The organism is Kosakonia oryzendophytica (assembly GCF_900094925.1).
Classification (GTDB): domain Bacteria; phylum Pseudomonadota; class Gammaproteobacteria; order Enterobacterales; family Enterobacteriaceae; genus Kosakonia; species Kosakonia oryzendophytica.
Map to the genome: position 1 here is coordinate 41,241 of NZ_FMAY01000015.1, position 17,886 is coordinate 59,126.

The 17,886-nt window shown below is 53.6% G+C and carries 21 protein-coding genes; 17 read left to right on the plus strand and 4 right to left on the minus strand.

Annotation, left to right across the window (positions count from 1 at the left end):
• The first annotated feature begins 18 nt into the window (after positions 1-18).
• The 4 genes from GA0061071_RS20410 to sstT all read left to right on the plus strand — a co-directional run bounded on the left by GA0061071_RS20410 (position 19) and on the right by sstT (position 4,506).
• A complete protein-coding gene (locus tag GA0061071_RS20410) occupies positions 19-633 on the plus strand; it encodes a YitT family protein (protein WP_061493069.1) in 615 nt (204 codons plus the stop codon).
• 177 nt (positions 634-810) lie between these two features.
• Positions 811-1,809: a Gfo/Idh/MocA family protein gene (locus tag GA0061071_RS20415; protein WP_061493068.1), complete on the plus strand. Its 999-nt coding sequence runs from the start codon at positions 811-813 to the stop codon at positions 1,807-1,809.
• 246 nt (positions 1,810-2,055) lie between these two features.
• Entirely contained in the window at positions 2,056-3,021 is a 966-nt protein-coding gene (locus tag GA0061071_RS20420) for a TerC family protein (RefSeq protein ID WP_061493067.1), read from the plus strand.
• Between the two features lie 240 nt (positions 3,022-3,261).
• On the plus strand, positions 3,262-4,506 hold the full coding sequence (gene sstT / locus GA0061071_RS20425; protein WP_061493066.1) for a serine/threonine transporter SstT: 1,245 nt from the start codon (positions 3,262-3,264) through the stop codon (positions 4,504-4,506).
• A gap of 15 nt (positions 4,507-4,521) precedes the next feature.
• Here the strand turns inward: sstT and GA0061071_RS20430 are convergent, their stop codons facing one another.
• From GA0061071_RS20430 to uxaC, 3 genes are all read right to left on the minus strand, one after another.
• Entirely contained in the window at positions 4,522-5,076 is a 555-nt protein-coding gene (locus tag GA0061071_RS20430; RefSeq protein ID WP_061493065.1) for a YgjV family protein, read from the minus strand.
• A gap of 189 nt (positions 5,077-5,265) precedes the next feature.
• Positions 5,266-6,753: a UxaA family hydrolase gene (locus GA0061071_RS20435; protein ID WP_061493064.1), complete on the minus strand. Its 1,488-nt coding sequence runs from the start codon at positions 6,751-6,753 to the stop codon at positions 5,266-5,268.
• A gap of 17 nt (positions 6,754-6,770) precedes the next feature.
• Entirely contained in the window at positions 6,771-8,183 is a 1,413-nt protein-coding gene (gene uxaC, locus GA0061071_RS20440; RefSeq protein ID WP_061493063.1) for a glucuronate isomerase, read from the minus strand.
• A 464-nt stretch (positions 8,184-8,647) separates the two neighbouring features.
• Here uxaC and GA0061071_RS20445 point away from each other — a divergent pair, with 464 nt between their 5' ends.
• The 11 genes from GA0061071_RS20445 to GA0061071_RS20495 all read left to right on the plus strand — a co-directional run bounded on the left by GA0061071_RS20445 (position 8,648) and on the right by GA0061071_RS20495 (position 15,905).
• Positions 8,648-9,949: an MFS transporter gene (locus GA0061071_RS20445; RefSeq protein WP_088237684.1), complete on the plus strand. Its 1,302-nt coding sequence runs from the start codon at positions 8,648-8,650 to the stop codon at positions 9,947-9,949.
• Positions 9,950-10,072: 123 nt separating this feature from the next.
• Complete coding sequence (exuR, locus tag GA0061071_RS20450) at positions 10,073-10,849, plus strand: transcriptional regulator ExuR (protein WP_061493061.1); 777 nt, start codon at positions 10,073-10,075, stop codon at positions 10,847-10,849.
• Between the two features lie 327 nt (positions 10,850-11,176).
• Positions 11,177-11,839 carry a DedA family general envelope maintenance protein YqjA gene (gene yqjA, locus GA0061071_RS20455; RefSeq protein WP_061493060.1) on the plus strand — a complete coding sequence of 221 codons (663 nt, stop codon included), beginning with the start codon at positions 11,177-11,179 and terminating at the stop codon, positions 11,837-11,839.
• Positions 11,840-11,843: 4 nt separating this feature from the next.
• The gene (gene mzrA / locus GA0061071_RS20460; protein ID WP_088237683.1) at positions 11,844-12,230 is read left to right on the plus strand and encodes an EnvZ/OmpR regulon moderator MzrA; all 387 of its coding nucleotides are present in this window, start codon (positions 11,844-11,846) and stop codon (positions 12,228-12,230) included.
• A 147-nt stretch (positions 12,231-12,377) separates the two neighbouring features.
• Positions 12,378-12,746, plus strand: a complete 369-nt coding sequence (locus tag GA0061071_RS20465) for a DUF1090 domain-containing protein (RefSeq protein ID WP_061493058.1) — start codon at positions 12,378-12,380, stop codon at positions 12,744-12,746.
• Between the two features lie 37 nt (positions 12,747-12,783).
• Entirely contained in the window at positions 12,784-13,086 is a 303-nt protein-coding gene (locus tag GA0061071_RS20470) for an ElaB/YgaM/YqjD family protein (protein ID WP_061493057.1), read from the plus strand.
• A 1-nt stretch (position 13,087) separates the two neighbouring features.
• Positions 13,088-13,486, plus strand: a complete 399-nt coding sequence (locus GA0061071_RS20475) for a phage holin family protein (protein ID WP_061493056.1) — start codon at positions 13,088-13,090, stop codon at positions 13,484-13,486.
• On the plus strand, positions 13,483-13,773 hold the full coding sequence (locus GA0061071_RS20480; RefSeq protein WP_061493055.1) for a YqjK-like family protein: 291 nt from the start codon (positions 13,483-13,485) through the stop codon (positions 13,771-13,773). The genes GA0061071_RS20475 and GA0061071_RS20480 overlap by 4 nt, the downstream gene beginning before the upstream one ends.
• A gap of 201 nt (positions 13,774-13,974) precedes the next feature.
• A complete protein-coding gene (locus GA0061071_RS20485) occupies positions 13,975-14,367 on the plus strand; it encodes a DoxX family protein (protein ID WP_088237682.1) in 393 nt (130 codons plus the stop codon).
• A gap of 78 nt (positions 14,368-14,445) precedes the next feature.
• Positions 14,446-15,432 carry a glutathione S-transferase family protein gene (locus GA0061071_RS20490; protein WP_061493053.1) on the plus strand — a complete coding sequence of 329 codons (987 nt, stop codon included), beginning with the start codon at positions 14,446-14,448 and terminating at the stop codon, positions 15,430-15,432.
• 125 nt (positions 15,433-15,557) lie between these two features.
• Positions 15,558-15,905 (plus strand): DUF805 domain-containing protein, encoded by a 348-nt coding sequence (locus GA0061071_RS20495; RefSeq protein ID WP_061493052.1) that lies wholly within the window; start codon positions 15,558-15,560, stop codon positions 15,903-15,905.
• A gap of 33 nt (positions 15,906-15,938) precedes the next feature.
• On the opposite strand, the gene GA0061071_RS20500 is transcribed toward GA0061071_RS20495, so the two are convergent.
• Entirely contained in the window at positions 15,939-16,835 is an 897-nt protein-coding gene (locus GA0061071_RS20500) for a LysR family transcriptional regulator (protein WP_061493051.1), read from the minus strand.
• 105 nt (positions 16,836-16,940) lie between these two features.
• Here GA0061071_RS20500 and GA0061071_RS20505 point away from each other — a divergent pair, with 105 nt between their 5' ends.
• Positions 16,941-17,642 (plus strand): pirin family protein, encoded by a 702-nt coding sequence (locus GA0061071_RS20505; protein WP_088237681.1) that lies wholly within the window; start codon positions 16,941-16,943, stop codon positions 17,640-17,642.
• 24 nt (positions 17,643-17,666) lie between these two features.
• Positions 17,667-17,822: a hypothetical protein gene (locus tag GA0061071_RS23730; RefSeq protein ID WP_167352673.1), complete on the plus strand. Its 156-nt coding sequence runs from the start codon at positions 17,667-17,669 to the stop codon at positions 17,820-17,822.
• Positions 17,823-17,886: the final 64 nt, after the last annotated feature.

Genomic DNA, 17,886 nt, shown 5'->3' on the forward strand with positions numbered 1-17,886 from the left:
AATAGATAGTGCACGCTTATGGATAACGTCCTCACCCCGACTACACTCACGCACACCTGGCTGGAAGACGCGCTGGCATTGCTATTCGGCACGCTGATGATCTCCTTCGGCGTGGTGCTATTTCGCCAGTCTGGCGCATTGACCGGCGGCACGGCGGGGCTGGCCTTTCTGATCCACTACACCATGCACATTTCATTTGGCGTCGCCTTCTTTGTGATTAACCTGCCCTTTTATTGGTTATCCGTACGCCGCATGGGGGCGCAGTTTACGCTGAAGACCTTTTGCGCCGTGGCAATGGTGTCGCTCTTTTCCGATTTGCATGGCCGTTTTATTCATATCGACCAGTTAAATCCGTTCTACGCCACGCTGTTTGCCAACATTATGATGGGAGTGGGCTTTGTGGTGCTGTTCCGCCATAAGGCCAGCCTGGGCGGTATGAACATTCTGGCGCTCTATCTGCAAGAGAAAAGCGGCATCCGCGCGGGGAAATTCCAGATGGTGGTGGATGCCTGCATCGTAACGGCATCGTTGTTTGTGGTGAGCCTCCCGATGCTTGTCGTGTCTGTTGCCGGCGCTACGCTGCTGAATTTGATTATCGCCATGAACCATCGGCCTGGTCGTTACGTGGGTTAAAAGCGTGTCGCACCTCCGCCCGCGTTAACCGCCGGATGTAACTGAACGCAGCGCGGTTCCGGCTGGCGCGCTCTTCTTCTTAATGCCATTTGTGCTTCTGCGTGGCAGTGCACTGGTTTTGTCATGCTGTCGTGCTAGAGTGACAAAAGACCCCCATTACGGAGAATCAGCGCCTGTATGATACGTTTCGCTGTCATAGGCACCAACTGGATCACCCGCCAGTTTGTCGATGCCGCCCATGAAACGGGCAAATATAAACTCACCGCCGTTTTTTCCCGCAGCCTTGAACAGGCGCAAGCGTTCGCCAGCGATTATCCTGTCGAACACCTGTTTACCTCTCTCGACGAGATGGCGCAAAGCGATGCGATTGACGCGGTATATATTGCCAGCCCGAATGCCCTGCATTTCCCGCAAACCCGCCTTTTCCTCAGCCACAAAAAACATGTGATTTGTGAAAAACCGCTGGCCTCAAACCTGCGGGAAGTAGAAGCGGCGATTGCCTGTGCGCGGGAAAATCAGGTGGTACTGTTTGAAGCGTTTAAAACCGCCAGCCTGCCCAATTTCATCTTGCTGAAACAGTCGCTGGCGAAAGTCGGTAAGGTGCGTAAAGCCTTTATCAATTACTGCCAATACTCTTCCCGCTATCAGCGTTACCTGGACGGTGAAAACCCGAATACCTTTAATCCGGCGTTCTCTAACGGCTCGATTATGGATATTGGTTTCTACTGTCTGGCATCCGCCGTGGCGCTGTGGGGCGAGCCGTATGCCGTGCAGGCCACCGCCAGTAAGCTTGAGAGCGGCGTTGATGCACACGGCGTGGTCGTGATGGATTACGGTGACTTCAGCGTAACATTGCAGCACTCCAAAGTGAGTGATTCCGTGTTACCCAGCGAAATCCAGGGCGAAGCCGGTTCACTGGTGATCGAGAAGATCTCCGAATGCCAGAAAGTGTCATTTGTGCCGCGCGGCGGTAAAGCACAAGAGCTGACGCAGCCACAGCACATCAACACCATGCTGTATGAGGCCGACGTGTTTGCCCAACTGGTGGAAGAGAATCAGGTCAACCATCCGGGGCTGGATGTCAGCCGCATCACCGCAAAACTGCAAACGGAGATCCGCCGCCAGACCGGTGTGGTTTTCCCGGCGGATGATGTCAGCCAGCAACTTCCCGCGTAAAGGTTCGTAAGCAGGGCGGGCATATTATTGACGGGATGAATATCCTGACATATTTTGTTACCTGCAAAGGGGAGTAACTTCATTGCCGGTGGATCGTCATTACGATGCGTATATGCATCCGGTCGCCGGGCGTCTTTACCGACGTAAGTGAGACCTTGCCGGAAGGCGAGGAACCATTGCATCGAAAGCAAGCGGCTAACGTCTTCTGACGTTGGCCGTTTTTGTTTTTTAGGTAAGGAACTGATGATGAATAGTGTCGGCACACCGATGTTATGGGGCGGATTCGCCATTGTGGTAGCAATTATGCTGGCCATCGACCTTCTGCTTCAGGGGCGTCGCGGCGTCCACACGATGACCATGAAGCAGGCGGCCGTCTGGTCAGTGGTATGGGTAAGTCTCTCTTTGCTGTTCAATGCCGCGTTCTGGTGGTATCTGGCGCAAACCGAAGGTCGCGCCGTTGCGGATACGCAAGCGCTGGCCTTTCTCACGGGTTACTTGATTGAAAAGGCACTGGCGGTGGATAACGTCTTTGTCTGGTTGATGTTGTTCAGCTACTTCGCTGTGCCTGCTGCGTTGCAGCGCCGCGTGTTGATCTACGGTGTACTCGGCGCGATCGTGCTGCGTACCATCATGATCTTCGCGGGAAGCTGGCTGATCAGTCAGTTCTCGTGGCTGCTGTATGTGTTTGGCGCGTTCCTGCTATTTACCGGCGTGAAGATGGCGCTGGCGAAAGAGGATGAAACCGGGATCGGCGATAAGCCGCTGGTGCGCTGGCTGCGTGGGCACCTGCGCATGACAGACACCATTGAAAATGAGCACTTCTTCGTGCGCAAAAACGGGCTGCTGTTTGCCACGCCGCTGCTGCTGGTGCTGATTCTGGTGGAACTGAGCGATGTGATTTTTGCGGTCGACAGCATTCCGGCGATTTTTGCCGTCACCACCGATCCCTTTATTGTGCTGACCTCGAACCTGTTCGCCATTTTAGGGTTGCGCGCCATGTACTTCCTGCTGGCAGGCGTGGCAGAGCGCTTCTCAATGCTCAAGTACGGTTTATCGCTGATCCTGGTGTTTATCGGCATTAAGATGCTGATTGTTGACATCTTCCATATTCCAATCGCCATTTCGCTTGGCGTGGTGGGTGGGATCCTTGTGCTGACTATGCTGCTCAATGCCTGGGTTAACCACCAGAACGACAAAAAAACGAAGGCGTAAGCTGTAATTCGCCGCTCTGCCACTATGCTGAGCGGCGAATGCGTCAGCCTTGTCGCCTTTATCACAAAACGTTAACACAAAAAATCAAAAAACAGCGCCAGGCCCGAAAAGTACATCTTCCACCCTTCCCTGTTGCCGCAGAGTCCATATACTTCTTTCTGCAAATAAATGTTACATCCTGACAAATGTCATCAAAAAAGACAGGCGGGATGCAACTCCACAACACGAAAGGAACATGGCATGACAACGCACCGCTCCGCCGGGTTACTGCAACGTCTTATTGATGGCAGCCTGGTGAAACAGATCCTTATTGGTTTAATTCTGGGTATCTTACTGGCGTGGATTTCCACTCCCGCCGCCATTGCGACCGGCATTCTGGGTACGCTTTTTGTTAGCGCGTTAAAAGCGGTAGCGCCGGTATTGGTGCTGATGCTGGTGATGGCCTCCATCGCCGGTCATCAGCAAGGGCAAAAGACGCATCTGCGCCCGGTATTGATGCTCTATTTGTTAGGCACATTCACCGCCGCACTGACCGCCGTGCTGGTCAGTTTCCTGTTCCCTTCCACGTTACAGCTTGTACCCGGTGCAAATGATGTCGCACCGCCTTCCGGTATTGTGGAAGTGCTGCGTGGTTTGCTGACCAGCATGATCGCCAACCCGGTAACGGCGCTCATGAATGCTAACTACATTGGCATACTGGTATGGGCCGTGGGGCTGGGTTTTGCACTGCGTCACAGCAACGAGAGCACCAAAAATCTGGTGCAGGATTTTGCAAGCGCGGTGACCTTTATGGTGCGGCTTGTGATCCGCTTTGCCCCGATCGGGATATTCGGTCTCGTCTCATCCACCCTTGCGACATCGGGTTTTGGTGCGCTGTTAGGCTATGCGCAACTCCTGGTCGTGCTGGTGGGATGTATGGCGTTTGTCGCGCTGGTGATTAACCCGCTGCTGGTATTCTGGAAAATCCGCCGCAACCCTTTCCCACTGGTTTTTACTTGCCTTCGCGAAAGTGGCGTCACCGCATTTTTCACCCGCAGTTCAGCGGCGAATATTCCCGTTAATATGGCATTGTGTGAGAAGTTGAACCTCGATCGCGATACCTACTCTGTCTCTATCCCGTTGGGTGCCACCATTAACATGGCGGGTGCGGCAATCACGATTACGGTGCTGGCACTGGCGGCAGTCCATACCTTAGGTATTACGGTCGATCTGCCGACAGCGTTGCTGTTGAGCGTCGTGGCGTCGCTTTGTGCCTGTGGTGCCTCCGGCGTGGCGGGCGGCTCCCTGCTGTTGATCCCGCTGGCCTGTAACATGTTTGGTATTTCCAACGATGTGGCGATGCAGGTGGTGGCGGTCGGCTTTATTATCGGCGTGCTGCAGGACTCTTGCGAAACCGCGCTCAACTCCTCCACGGATGTGCTGTTCACCGCAGCGGTATGCCAGGCGGAAGATTCGCGTCTGGTTAACAACGCCCTGCGTAATTAACCTCTTCACCTGCCGTCAGCGGGCGGCAGGCGTCTCTTTTTGCTGCGCGGTTTCGACTTTAAACGGGTCGATGCCGCGTTTTTGCATTCGCCAGAAACGGATGATATTCAGCCCGTTCATGATAAGAAAGCTGCCTTCGATCAATGAGCCACCAATCGAGCCGAGCCAGATATTGTGGATCACCCAACAACCGGTAGAACACCAAATTACACAGCGCATTGGCAGACCTTTAAAACGGAATAGCGCCCAGGTGCTGACGATAGTGCCCGCTACAGGTAACAGCTCCATCGGATGGTGAAATTTCGCCAGCCCCAGCCCGCCGGTCAGCACGATAAACAGCGCCATCACCCAAAGACTGCGCGTGCGCAAGGTAATCAGCGTACGGACGGCGTTGAGCATCGCGCTCGAACCGGCAGGAAACGCCCCCATCAGAAAGAAGTGGACACCAATAATGGCGCTATACACCGAGAGCTGTTTTTTAAACCGTCTTTCATCACGGTTAATAAACGTGGTAATACCAATCAAAAAAGCAATGACACCGACACCCTGGGCAAGCCAATACGCGGTCATGGAAAATCCTTGAAGGGTAGATAAAAAAAGAAACGGCCTCTATTAGAGCGCCGTTTTTATCAGGGGATCTACCTGCGTTACCAAAAGATTTCGCACCGTGGTAAGGCGGAGTGCCCGCGCAGCCCGGAAACTGACACATCAGCAACCGGGGTGAATACGCGTAACCATGGCGCAAACGCGAACGGTAACTTACAGGGTTACGCCGCTTTTGAAGATCGCCAGTTCACGGAAATCGTTCTTCTCGTTGCAGGTCTGCTGACCGTTAGCGATAGCCACAATCACATCGACAAACTCATTCAGCAGTTGCGGCATCGCTTTGCCGTGGATCAACTGACCGGCATCAAAGTCTATCCAGTGTTTTTTCTTCGCCGCCAGCTCGCTATTGGTGGCGATTTTCACCGTCGGTACAAAACCACCGTAAGGTGTACCGCGACCAGTGCTGAACAACACCATATGGCAGCCCGCCCCCGCCAGTGCGCTGGTTGCAACGGCATCGTTGCCCGGCGCGCTCAGCAGGTTCAGACCGTGGGTTTTCAGCCGTTCGCCATAACGCAGTACATCCACGACCTGGCTGGCACCTGCTTTCTGCGTACAACCCAGAGACTTCTCTTCCAGAGTAGTGATCCCACCCGCTTTGTTGCCCGGCGAAGGGTTCTCGTAAATGGGCTGGTTATGCGCGATAAAGTACTGTTTGAAGTCGTTGACCATGGTAACGGTCTTCTCAAAGGTACTTTCGTCGCGGCAGTGGCTCATCAGGATCTGCTCCGCGCCAAACATCTCCGGTACTTCGGTCAGGACGGTTGTTCCGCCATTACCGATGACATAGTCCGAGAAACGCCCCAGCATCGGGTTCGCGGTAATACCGGACAGCCCGTCAGAACCGCCGCATTCCAGGCCAAATTTCAGTTCGCTCAGTTTACCCGGTACGCGCTTATCGTTGCGCATGACCTGATAGAGCTCGTGCAGATGCTCAAGCCCGGCTTCCACTTCATCGTCCTGGTGTTGGCAAACCATAAAGTGAACACGCTCAGAGTCGAACTCACCCAGCGTCTGGCGGAAAGCATCGACCTGGTTGTTTTCGCAACCCAGACCAATCACCAGTACAGCGCCGGCATTCGGGTGACGCACCATGTTTTGCAGCATGGTACGGGTGTTAATGTGATCGTCGCCCAGTTGCGAACAACCATAGGTATGGCTGAACAGGTAGACGCCGTCGGTGCCTTCAGCATTTTGCGTCTCTTTCAGGAAACGGTTCTGGATCTGGCGGGCAATGCCGTTGACGCAGCCAACCGTTGGCAGGATCCACAGCTCATTACGGATCCCCACTTCACCATTAGCGCGACGGTAGATTTGAATATCCCGGTCCACCGCCTGTGCGCCTTCATCCTGAAAATCAGGTTGATAGCTATACTCGTCCAAATCACTCAGATTGGTACGCGCGTTGTGGGAATGAATGTGCTCGCCCGGCGCGATATCTGACGTCGCATGGCCAATTGGCAGACCGTATTTAACGACATTTTCGCCCTGCGCAATGGCCTGCAGGGCAAATTTATGCCCACGCGCCACCGCCTGACGCAGCCGAACGGTCTGGTTGTCGACAACGACTTCCGCGCCTTCGGCAAGATCGGCCAGTGCTACCGCAACGTTATCCAGCGAATGGATCTTGATGTATTGCATATCAACCTCAAACGGCTTTAGTTCAGTTCAATCGCGAAGTAATCACGCGCATTGTTAAAGCAGATATTTTTCACCATCTCGCCCAGCAGCTGGATATCCGCCGGCGCTTCCCCTGCTTCCACCCAACGGCCAATCATCTGGCACAGGATGCGGCGGAAATATTCGTGACGGGTATAAGACAGGAAGCTGCGGCTGTCGGTCAGCATACCGACAAAACGGCTCAGCAGGCCGAGTTGCGCAAGCTGGGTCATCTGACGTTCCATGCCATCTTTCTGGTCGTTAAACCACCAGCCGGAACCGAACTGCATTTTGCCCGGCATGCCTTCCCCCTGGAAGTTACCAACCATGGTGCCCAGAACTTCGTTATCACGCGGGTTCAGACAGTAAAGAATGGTTTTTGGCAGCAGGTTTTCTTCGTTCTGTTTGCTTAACAGTTTGGAGAGTTCTTCCGCCAGCGGGCGATCATTGATGGAGTCGAAGCCAACGTCCGGCCCCAGCAGTTTGAACTGACGCAGGTTGTTGTTGCGCAGCGCGCCAATGTGGTACTGCTGTACCCAACCGCGACGGGCATATTCAGCACCCAGCCATACCAGTACCGCCGTTTTAAACTGTGCCACTTCTTTTTCGCTCAGCGTTGCACCGGTCAGACGACGCGCCAGGATGCTATCCAGCTCGGCTTCGCTGGCTTCGGCAAACAGCACAACGTCCAGTGCGTGGTCAGACACTTTGCAGCCATGCGCGGCAAAGTGATCCAGACGTTTGCTCAGGGCTGTTTGCAGATCGGCAAAGCGACGAATGTCGGTATCAGACACTTCGCCCAGTTTCGCCATGTAATCAGTAAAGGTCGCCAGTTCAATATTGAAGGCTTTATCCGGACGCCAGCTCGGCAGCACTTTGATACGGAAGGTGGTGTCTTTGGCAACCGACGCATGATGCTCCAGAGAATCAATCGGATCGTCAGTGGTGCCGACCATTTTGACATTCATCTGCTGCATGATACCGCGCGCGGAGAACGTATCCTGCGCCAGCAGTTCGTTACCACGCTCCCAAATTTCCCCGGCAGTAGAAGGCGAAAGTAGCTTACCTGTAATACCAAAAGGACGACGCAGCTCAAGATGCGTCCAGTGGTATAACGGGTTGCCGATTGTATGCGGCACGGTTGCCGCCCAGGCATCAAACTTCTCGCGATCGGACGCATCCCCGGTACACAGGCGCTCAGGTACACCATTAGTACGCATTGCACGCCACTTGTAGTGGTCACCTTTCAGCCAGATGTCATACAGGTTTTTAAAGCGGTAGTTATCTGCAATCTGCTGCGGCGGCAGGTGGCAGTGGTAATCAAAAATTGGCTGATCTTTTGCGTAGTCGTGGTACAGGCGGCGAGCAAATTCAGTGTCCAGGAGAAAATCTTCAGTCATAAACGGAGTCATTATCGTCTTCCTCTCAACGAGTGCGTCTGATGTTTACCTTAGATGCTGACAAAGTTATCACACCAATTTCTATAGCCCGAAGATATTTTCGTGAGTTGGATCAATAAAAGCAGACAAAAAATTACCGTTTGTTCCTGTAAATAGCGCGCCAGACCGCGCTGCATCTGGCTTCTCGCGCCAAAGTTAAAGACCACACAAAGAAAAACACTTTTGTGATATCACTCACCTTTTCAAGTTGTATGACAAGTTATCTTTCTGCCGTCGAACACATAAGCCGACGGAATGCATTCCCGACAACACATTGATCGGATTTTTTGGGTACGGATACCGACTTGAACACGCTTACTTATGGCAAGGTTTGGGCCGTACCGGGACTGGTTCCCGGTTACGTCCTCCCGTTTCATCCTTCGAGGGCGATCGCAGGATGACCGCGCAAGCGGTAATAACATAACGATGAGGTTTACATGCGTAAAATCAAAGGATTACGTTGGTACATGATAGCACTGGTGACGGTCGGCACCGTGCTGGGCTACCTGACACGTAACACCGTAGCGGCAGCGGCTCCAACGTTGATGGAAGAGCTGCACATCAGCACTCAGCAATACTCCTATATCATTGCGGCTTATTCCGCGGCTTATACCGTTATGCAGCCTGTTGCAGGCTATGTTCTGGATATCCTTGGCACCAAGATTGGCTACGCCTTCTTCGCTGTAACCTGGGCTATCTTCTGCGGCGCGACTGCGCTGGCGGGTAGCTGGGGCGGTCTGGCGCTGGCGCGTGGTGCGGTCGGCGCGGCTGAAGCGGCGATGATCCCCGCAGGCCTGAAAGCGGCGTCTGAATGGTTCCCGGCAAAAGAGCGTTCTATCGCCGTTGGCTATTTTAACGTTGGTTCTTCTATCGGTGCGATGATTGCTCCGCCGTTGGTGGTGTGGGCTATCGTGATGCACAGCTGGGAAATGGCGTTCATCATTTCTGGTGTGCTGAGCTTTGCATGGGCAATGGCGTGGTTGCTCCTTTATAAGCACCCGCGCGATCAGAAAAAATTAAGCGAAGAAGAACGTGACTACATCATTGGTGGTCAGGAAGCACAACACCAGACCAACAATGGCAAGAAAATGTCGCCATGGCAGATCCTGCGCACTCGTCAGTTTTGGGGTATCGCGCTGCCGCGTTTCCTGGCAGAACCGGCCTGGGGTACGTTTAACGCCTGGATCCCGCTGTTCATGTTCAAAGTTTACGGCTTTAACCTGAAAGAAATTGCGATGTTCGCCTGGATGCCAATGCTGTTTGCTGACCTTGGCTGCATCGTGGGTGGTTACCTGCCGCCGCTGTTCCAGCGCCTTTTCGGTGTTAACCTGATCGTCTCCCGTAAAATGGTTGTCACCATGGGTGCGGTACTGATGATTGGCCCAGGCATGATCGGCCTGTTCACCAGCCCGTATGTTGCAATTGGTCTGCTGTGCATCGGCGGTTTTGCTCACCAGTCTCTGTCCGGCGCGTTGATTACCCTCTCTTCCGACGTATTTGGTCGTAATGAAGTGGCCACCGCAAACGGCCTGACCGGTATGGCCGCCTGGACCGCAAGTACGCTGTTTGCGCTGGTGGTCGGCGCACTGGCTGACACCATCGGCTTCAGCCCGCTGTTCGCCGTACTGGCCCTGTTCGACGTGCTGGGTGCGATTGTCATCTGGACCGTGCTGAAAAACCAAACGGCGGAAGAATTTGCGAAAAGTCATTCGGTGGGTAATACCGCAACACAAAGTTGATGCACCGCATTAATGTTGACAAAAGCCGCCTTGCAGGGCGGCTTTTTCGTTATAGATTGTGGTGAGAATCAGGTAAAAGTGGTATAACAAATCTACTATTGCCCTTCTTTCCCTGGAGCTCATATGGAAATCTCCGAGTCACGACGTTTGTACCAGCAGCTAGCCGCGGAGCTTAAAAGCCGTATTGAGCAAGGCGTGTACCTTGTCGGGGACAAACTGCCTGCCGAACGCTTCATCGCTGATGAGAAAAACGTGAGCCGGACCGTCGTTCGTGAAGCCATCATCATGCTGGAAGTGGAAGGGTATGTCGAAGTACGTAAAGGCTCCGGCATCCATGTCATCTCTAACCAGCCGCGGCATACGCAAGCGCCGGATGAAAATCTTGAATTCGCCAATTACGGTCCGTTTGAACTGTTGCAAGCTCGCCAGCTGATTGAAAGCAATATTGCCGAATTCGCCGCCACTCAGGTGACGAAACAGGACATCATGAAGCTGATGGAAATTCAGGATAACGCGCGTAAAGAGAAGTGCTTCCGCGATTCAGAATGGGATTTGCAATTCCACGTACAGGTTGCGCTGGCGACGCAAAACACCGCGCTGGCAGCGATTGTCGAAAAAATGTGGACCCAACGCGTACACAACCCGTATTGGAAAAAACTGCACGATCACATTGACTTACGTACAGTGGATAACTGGTGCGATGACCATGACCAGATCCTGCGGGCGTTAATCCGTAAAGATCCACACGCGGCAAAACTGGCGATGTGGCAACATCTGGAAAATACCAAACAGATGCTATTTAACGAAACCAGCGACGATTTCGAGTTTAACGCCGACCGTTATCTGTTTGCGGAAAACCCGGTGGTGCATCTCGATACTGCCGCTACCGGCACCAAGTAAAAATAGCTTTCCGGGCGCAGAGTTACGCTGCGCCTGTCATCTGTTTTGGGTAAGTAAAAAGTATAGAGTGTCAGCGTTTGTAAATAGCCTCGCCTCCCCCTCTCCCGACAAGCAAAATCATCACCGAAACGTTTTTTTCTGACTGACGTATAACGTCAGCCTTTGTTACAATTGGATGCATTTCGCCATCATGTGAGTTAGTGCTTGCTCCCAGAGTCTTTTTCGGGAATATGCCGCACCGGGCGTGTCACGAGCGACCATAATGTATTAGAACGCATCGCCGTGCTGTTCCGGGCGTGACGTAAACCGATGTACCAGGAACACTGAATGGAACTATTAAGCCAATTACTTCATGCCCTCTGGAGCCAGGATTTCGAAACATTGTCGAACCCAGGCATGATCGGCATGCTTTATTTTGTTTTATTTGTCATTTTATTTCTGGAAAATGGCCTGCTTCCGGCGGCGTTTCTTCCGGGTGACAGTCTGCTGGTATTGATTGGCGTGTTGATTGCCAAAGGTGCGCTGGGTTACCCGCAAACCATCCTTTTGTTGACCGCGGCGGCAAGTCTCGGTTGCTGGCTCAGTTACATCCAGGGGCGATGGCTAGGCAATACGCGCCTTGTGCAAAACTGGCTGTCGCATTTGCCTGCGCATTATCATCAACGGGCGCACCATCTGTTTCATAAACATGGGCTTTCCGCGCTGTTGATTGGTCGTTTTATCGCATTCGTTCGTACGCTGTTACCAACTATTGCCGGACTTTCTGGTCTGAGTAATGCCCGCTTTCAGTTTTTTAACTGGATGAGCGGTCTGTTGTGGGTGCTGATCCTGACCACGCTGGGTTACCTGCTGGGCAAGACGCCGGTGTTTCGCAAATACGAAGACGCACTGATGTCCTGCCTGATGTTGCTTCCGGTAGCCCTTCTGGTGATTGGCCTGATTGGCTCGCTGGTGGTTCTGTGGAAGAAAAAATATGGCAACCGGAGTTAAAAGCATGGAATTGCAACGTCCGTTTCTGCGCTGGCTGGTCATGAGCATCTGCGCGCTGGCGCTGTTCAGCGCGATGTTTTTCGCCTGGACAGCATTGCAGGATCGCGAGTCCACGCTGGCGATTCGCCCGGCAGCGCAAAACATTAGCGTACCCGATGGCTTCTCCATCTGGCATCATCTTGACGCGAATGGCATTCGCTTTAAAAGCATTACCCCTGATAACGACACCATACTGATCAAGTTTGATTCCAGCGCGCAAAGCGCCGCAGCAAAAGCCGTACTGGATCGTACCTTGCCCCACGGATACATCATCGCCGCACAGGACGATGACGCCAGCCAGACCTCCGCCTGGCTCACCCGCCTGCGCAACAGCACGCATCGGTTCGGTTGATCCTTCCAGGATTCTGAATCTTTTCACTCACTTTGGTGTTATCCGTTAACTTAACTATGCTTGAGTAGACGGAACCAGGGTTCACTTTTTGTCACTGGATGCTGGCGTAACGACCGTTTCGCCGGCTAACAATGGAAGGTTTCGACTATGAATTACCGCATCGCACTGGCTCTGGCCCTTCTTTCTCTGAGTGCAGTTTCTCAGGCCGCAACGCCTTGTCAGGAGAAGGAGCAGGCGATCCAGCGAGAAATCAGCTATGCCGAAAAGCATAACAATCAGAGCCGGATTGACGGTCTGAACAAAGCGCTGCGCGAAGTGCGCGCAAGCTGTTCTGACAGCAAGCTACGCGCTGCCCATCAGAAAAAAATCGCTGAACAGAAAGAAGAGATTGCGGAGCGTCGCCGGGAACTGAGCGAGGCGAAGCAAAAAGGCGATGCGGACAAAATAAGCAAACGTGAACACAAGCTGAAAGAGGCGCAGGAACAACTGAAAGCTCTGGAAGCGCGTGACTACTGAATGAAGGAAGTTACCACTCACTCACCTGGAGAGAATTATGTCGAAAGATAATGCTGATCATCTGCGCGCTGAGTTGAAATCCCTGGCGGATACCCTCGAAGAAGTCCTGAGCAATTCCGGGGAAAAATCGAAAGAAGAGCTGAGTAAGTTACGCAGTAAAGCTGAACAGGCGCTGCGCGATAGCCGCCATCGCCTTGGCGAAACCGGCGATGCGCTCGCCCGCCAAACCCGTGAAGCGGCCGCCCGTACCGATGAATACGTACGCGAAAATCCGTGGGCCAGCGTAGGTATCGGCGCCGCCATTGGCGTGGTGTTGGGCGTCCTGTTGACGCGTCGCTGATATGACAGAGCCACGAAACGCGCAGGGGCCAGGCAAAAGCGTGCTGGGGATTGGTCAGCGTATTCTGACCATCCTTGTTGAAATGGTTGAGACCCGTCTGCGGCTGGCGGTCGTCGAGCTGGAAGAAGAGAAAGCCAATTTATTCCAGTTGCTGCTGATGCTGGGGCTGACCATGCTGTTTGCCGCATTTGGCCTGATGAGCCTGATGGTGCTGATAATCTGGGCCATCGATCCGCAATATCGTCTGAATGCGATGATTGCAACCACCGTGGTGTTGCTGGTGCTGGCGCTCATTGGCGGCATCTGGACACTGCGCAAAGCGCGGGCGTCAACGCTACTGCGCCATACCCGGCAGGAGCTGGTGAATGACCGCGCCTTGCTGGAGGATGAAAAACCGTGAGCAACAAAGCGGAACGCCTGAAGCGCAAAGCACGCTTGCTCAGTGAGATCCAGCAACAACGCCTGGATCTCACCGCCGGACGGCGCGACTGGCTGGAAGCCACCGGTGCCTACGATCGTGGCTGGAACGTGCTGTTAAGCCTGCGTTCCTGGGCGCTTGTGGGTAGTGGTGCAATGGCTATCTGGTCTGTTCGTCACCCCAACAGGCTGGTGCGCTGGGCCAAACGCGGGCTGAGCGCCTGGAGTTTGTGGCGACTGGTTAAAGCAACGCTTAACGCGCCACGATAACCCCCTGACAGGCGATGGAACACATCGCCTGCCTCTCACTTCTCTTACTCAGTTTTTTTGAAAAATTTCGACAGTTTTCCTTGCTAACAATCCGCCACCGTCGCGATTAATATCCTCTCCATCGACAGCAAGCACGCGGCATCTGCCGGTAATTGCACACTATTTACTTACAGCCGCTATTGTGGTTCCCTGGAGAGAAAGATGAAAAAATTAGAAGATGTTGGTTTTCTGGTTGCGCGTATCCTGATGCCAATTCTGTTTATTACCGCTGGCTGGGGCAAAATCACCGGTTATGCAGGTACCCAGCAATACATGGAAGCAATGGGCGTTCCGGGGTTCTTCCTGCCGCTGACTATTCTGCTTGAGTTCGGCGGTGGTCTGGCGATCCTGTTCGGTTTTCTGACCCGCACCACAGCACTGTTTACTGCCGGTTTCACGCTGCTGACCGCATTTATCTTCCATAGCAACTTTGCGGAAGGCGTGAACTCGCTGATGTTTATGAAAAACCTGAGCATCGCTGGCGGCTTCCTGCTGCTGGGCATCACTGGTCCGGGTGCTATCAGCATTGACCGTGTGGTGAATAAAAAATGGTAAGCGCTCTATACTGAAAAGTACCAATACAGCAAAGCGAGGGGTTTACTCCTCGCTTTTGCTATCTGAAGGAGAAGCAAAATGGGACAACTGATTGACGGCGTCTGGCATGACACCTGGTATGACACGCAATCCACCGGCGGCAAATTCAAACGCTCTGTTTCCGCATTTCGCAACTGGCTGACTGCCGACGGCGCGCCAGGGCCATCCGGTGAAGGTGGCTTTATCGCCGAGAAAGAGAGATACCACTTGTACGTTTCTCTCGCCTGTCCATGGGCACACCGCACGCTGATCCTGCGCAAGTTAAAAGGGCTCGAGCCGTTTATTTCCGTCTCCGTGGTTAACCCGTTGATGCTGGAAAATGGTTGGACCTTTGATGATGATTTCCCGGCCGCCACCGGCGATATGCTGTACCAGCATGAATTCCTTTATCAGCTCTATCTGCATGCCGACCCCCACTACAGCGGACGCGTCACCGTACCGGTGCTGTGGGATAAGCAGCGTCACACCATCGTCAGCAATGAATCTGCGGAAATCATCCGCATGTTTAACACCGCCTTTGACGGACTGGGCGCGAAAGCAGGCGATTACTATCCGCCAGAATTACGCAGCCAGATCGACGAGTTAAACAGTTGGATCTACGATAACGTCAACAATGGTGTCTATAAAGCGGGCTTCGCTACCAGCCAGCAAGCATATGACGACGCTGTGGTAAATGTGTTTAACGCGCTGGAGCGACTGGAACAGATCCTTGGCCAGCACCGTTATCTGACCGGCGACCGACTGACAGAAGCAGATATTCGCCTGTGGACTACACTCGTTCGCTTTGATCCGGTGTACGTTACCCATTTTAAATGCGACAAACACCGCATCAGCGATTATCTCAACCTGCATGGTTTCCTGCGCGATATCTATCAGATGCCGGGTATAGCGGAAACCGTCAATTTTGATCATATCCGCCATCATTACTTCCGTAGCCACAAAACCATCAACCCGACCGGGATTATCTCTATCGGCCCATGGCAGAACCTGGATGAACCCCATGGCCGGGACAGTCGTTTCCGTTGAGCCTTAAGGGCGCGTCACGACGCGCCCGAAAATTTGTTTCCGCGCTTACCCGTTTCTCTTTTTGCCGTCTATTCTTACTATGATCGCTTAGAAAACAACGAATTGACCGTTGACCGAGGTGGAGAATGGACTGGTATTTCAAAGTGCTTAGAAACTACGCCACTTTCCGCGGACGCGCGCATCGCCGCGAGTTCTGGATGTTCACGCTGGTCAATCTCATTCTCTTTGGCGTACTGCATGTTATAGACAGGATCATCGGCTGGCACACATTGAGTCTGCTTTATGAGCTGTTGGTACTGGTGCCGTCGCTTGCTGTTCAGGTCCGCCGTTTACACGATACCGACCGTAGCTGGCGCTGGTTATTGCTGCTGCTCTTTCCGGTGATTGGCTGGCTGGCGCTGCTGGCTTTCTACAGCCAGCACGGGACGCCCCAGGAGAACCGTTTCGGGCCGGAACCCAAACTCTTTGCCTGAAAGTGACCGCAGCGCACCCGGCAAAACGATCACTTATTTACCGGCAAACAGTTTTGGGATTTCGCGCAAGCACCAGGCTTTACCTTCGCCCATACTGTCGCGCCGCCAGGCCATAATAATGTCCACCTGGCTGGTGTATTCCGGGCTAACCACCCGCAAACGTCCTTCCGCGATATCCTGCTCCACCAGCGGGTAAGGCATGGTCGCCACACCCAGCCCGGCCAGCAACGCCTGACGTTTGTCCTCAATGGTGCTTACCGTCAGCCTTGGCTGTTTATCCAGCAACTGCACCGTCAGTACAGGACGCTCACGGGCGGTGTCCGCTACCGCAACGCCACGGTATTTCACTCGCGTCACTTCCGACAACGGCTCTGGCTCGTGGTGAATAGGGTGATCTGGCGCGGCAACGTACACATTCATCACCGAGTACAGCTTGCGCGAATTGATTTCGGATGACGATCGAAAGTGCATATCCGGCGCGACCACGATATCCGCCCGCCCCTGCTCCAGCCGCTCCCATGCCCCAGCCAGCACTTCAGTGATGATCGACAGTTGGGTGTTGGCCTTCGCTGCTAAACGATCCACCAGCGGGAACAGCTCAACCGTCGGCACCAGCGCTTCCGTCACCAGCGTCAGGTGTGTTTCCCAACCACGCGCCAGCGCTTCAGCGTCGGTAGTGAGTTTGTCTGCGGCTTCCAGCAACACACGGCCGCGCTCCAGCAGCATGCGCCCGACGTTGGTGAATTTTGTCCGGTGTCCGGAGCGATCAAACAGCACCACATCCAGCTCTTCTTCCAGTTTCTGCATGGTGTAGCTCAACGCGGAGGGAACGCGCCCTAACTCATCCGCTGCCGCAGCGAAGCTCCCTCGCCGATCAATTGCATCCATTACGCGCAGCGCTTCCAGCGTAAGTGCCCTTTCTTTCGCCATTTTTGTTCTCATTCAGGAAATTTGAACATACCGGGCAGAATATCTGGCTAACAATGAAGCGTCCATACCTTTAACATTGTTTTAAGTAAAGAGAGGTCAATAACGATGATTACTACCCGTACAGCAAAACAATGCGGACAAGCTGACTTCGGCTGGCTTCAGGCCCGCTACACTTTTTCTTTTGGACACTACTTTGACCCGAAACTTCTGGGCTATGCCTCACTGCGTGTATTAAACCAGGAAGTCCTCGCACCGGGCGCGTCTTTCCAGCCGCGTACCTACCCGAAAGTGGATATTCTGAACCTGATTCTGGAAGGTGAAGCCGAATATCGCGACAGTGAAGGCAACCATGTTCAGGCGAAAGCGGGCGAAGCGCTACTGATTGCCACCCAGCCTGGCATCAGCTACAGCGAACATAACCTGAGCAAAGATAAGCCGTTAACGCGTATGCAGTTATGGCTTGATGCCTGCCCGGAGCGGGAAAACCCGCCGGTGCAGAAAGTCATGATTACTGCGCGACCACAACAGTTGCTGGCCTCGCCGGATGGCAGCCAGGAGAGTTTGCAACTGCGTCAGCAGGTTTGGCTACACCATATCGAGATGGAAAAAGGCGAAGAACTGAGTATTCAGTTACATGGCCCGCGGGCGTATTTGCAGTCCATTCACGGGACAGTGCATGCAGTCACGCACTGCGAAGCCAGGGAAGCCCTGACGTGCGGTGACGGTGCGTTTATTCGTGACGAGGCTAACATAACGCTGGTTGCCGATACGCCTTTACGTGCATTACTGATAGATTTACCGGTGTGATAGTTGCGTTATGCAGGTAAGTCCATGAACAAAAACAGCAGAAGTACCCTCTCAGATAGTGCGCAATCCTCCCCCCACGATGCCACCTGTGGGTTTGGGTTTGAAGAGATGTTGACGGAACTGGAAGCCATTGTTGCCGAAGCCGAAATCCGGCTGGCGGAAGAAGAAGCCTCAGCCTGACTGTCCGCCCCGGTGCTGGCCGGGGCTACGCCTTGCCCGAACGTCTCTATGCTTTCCCTTGCCG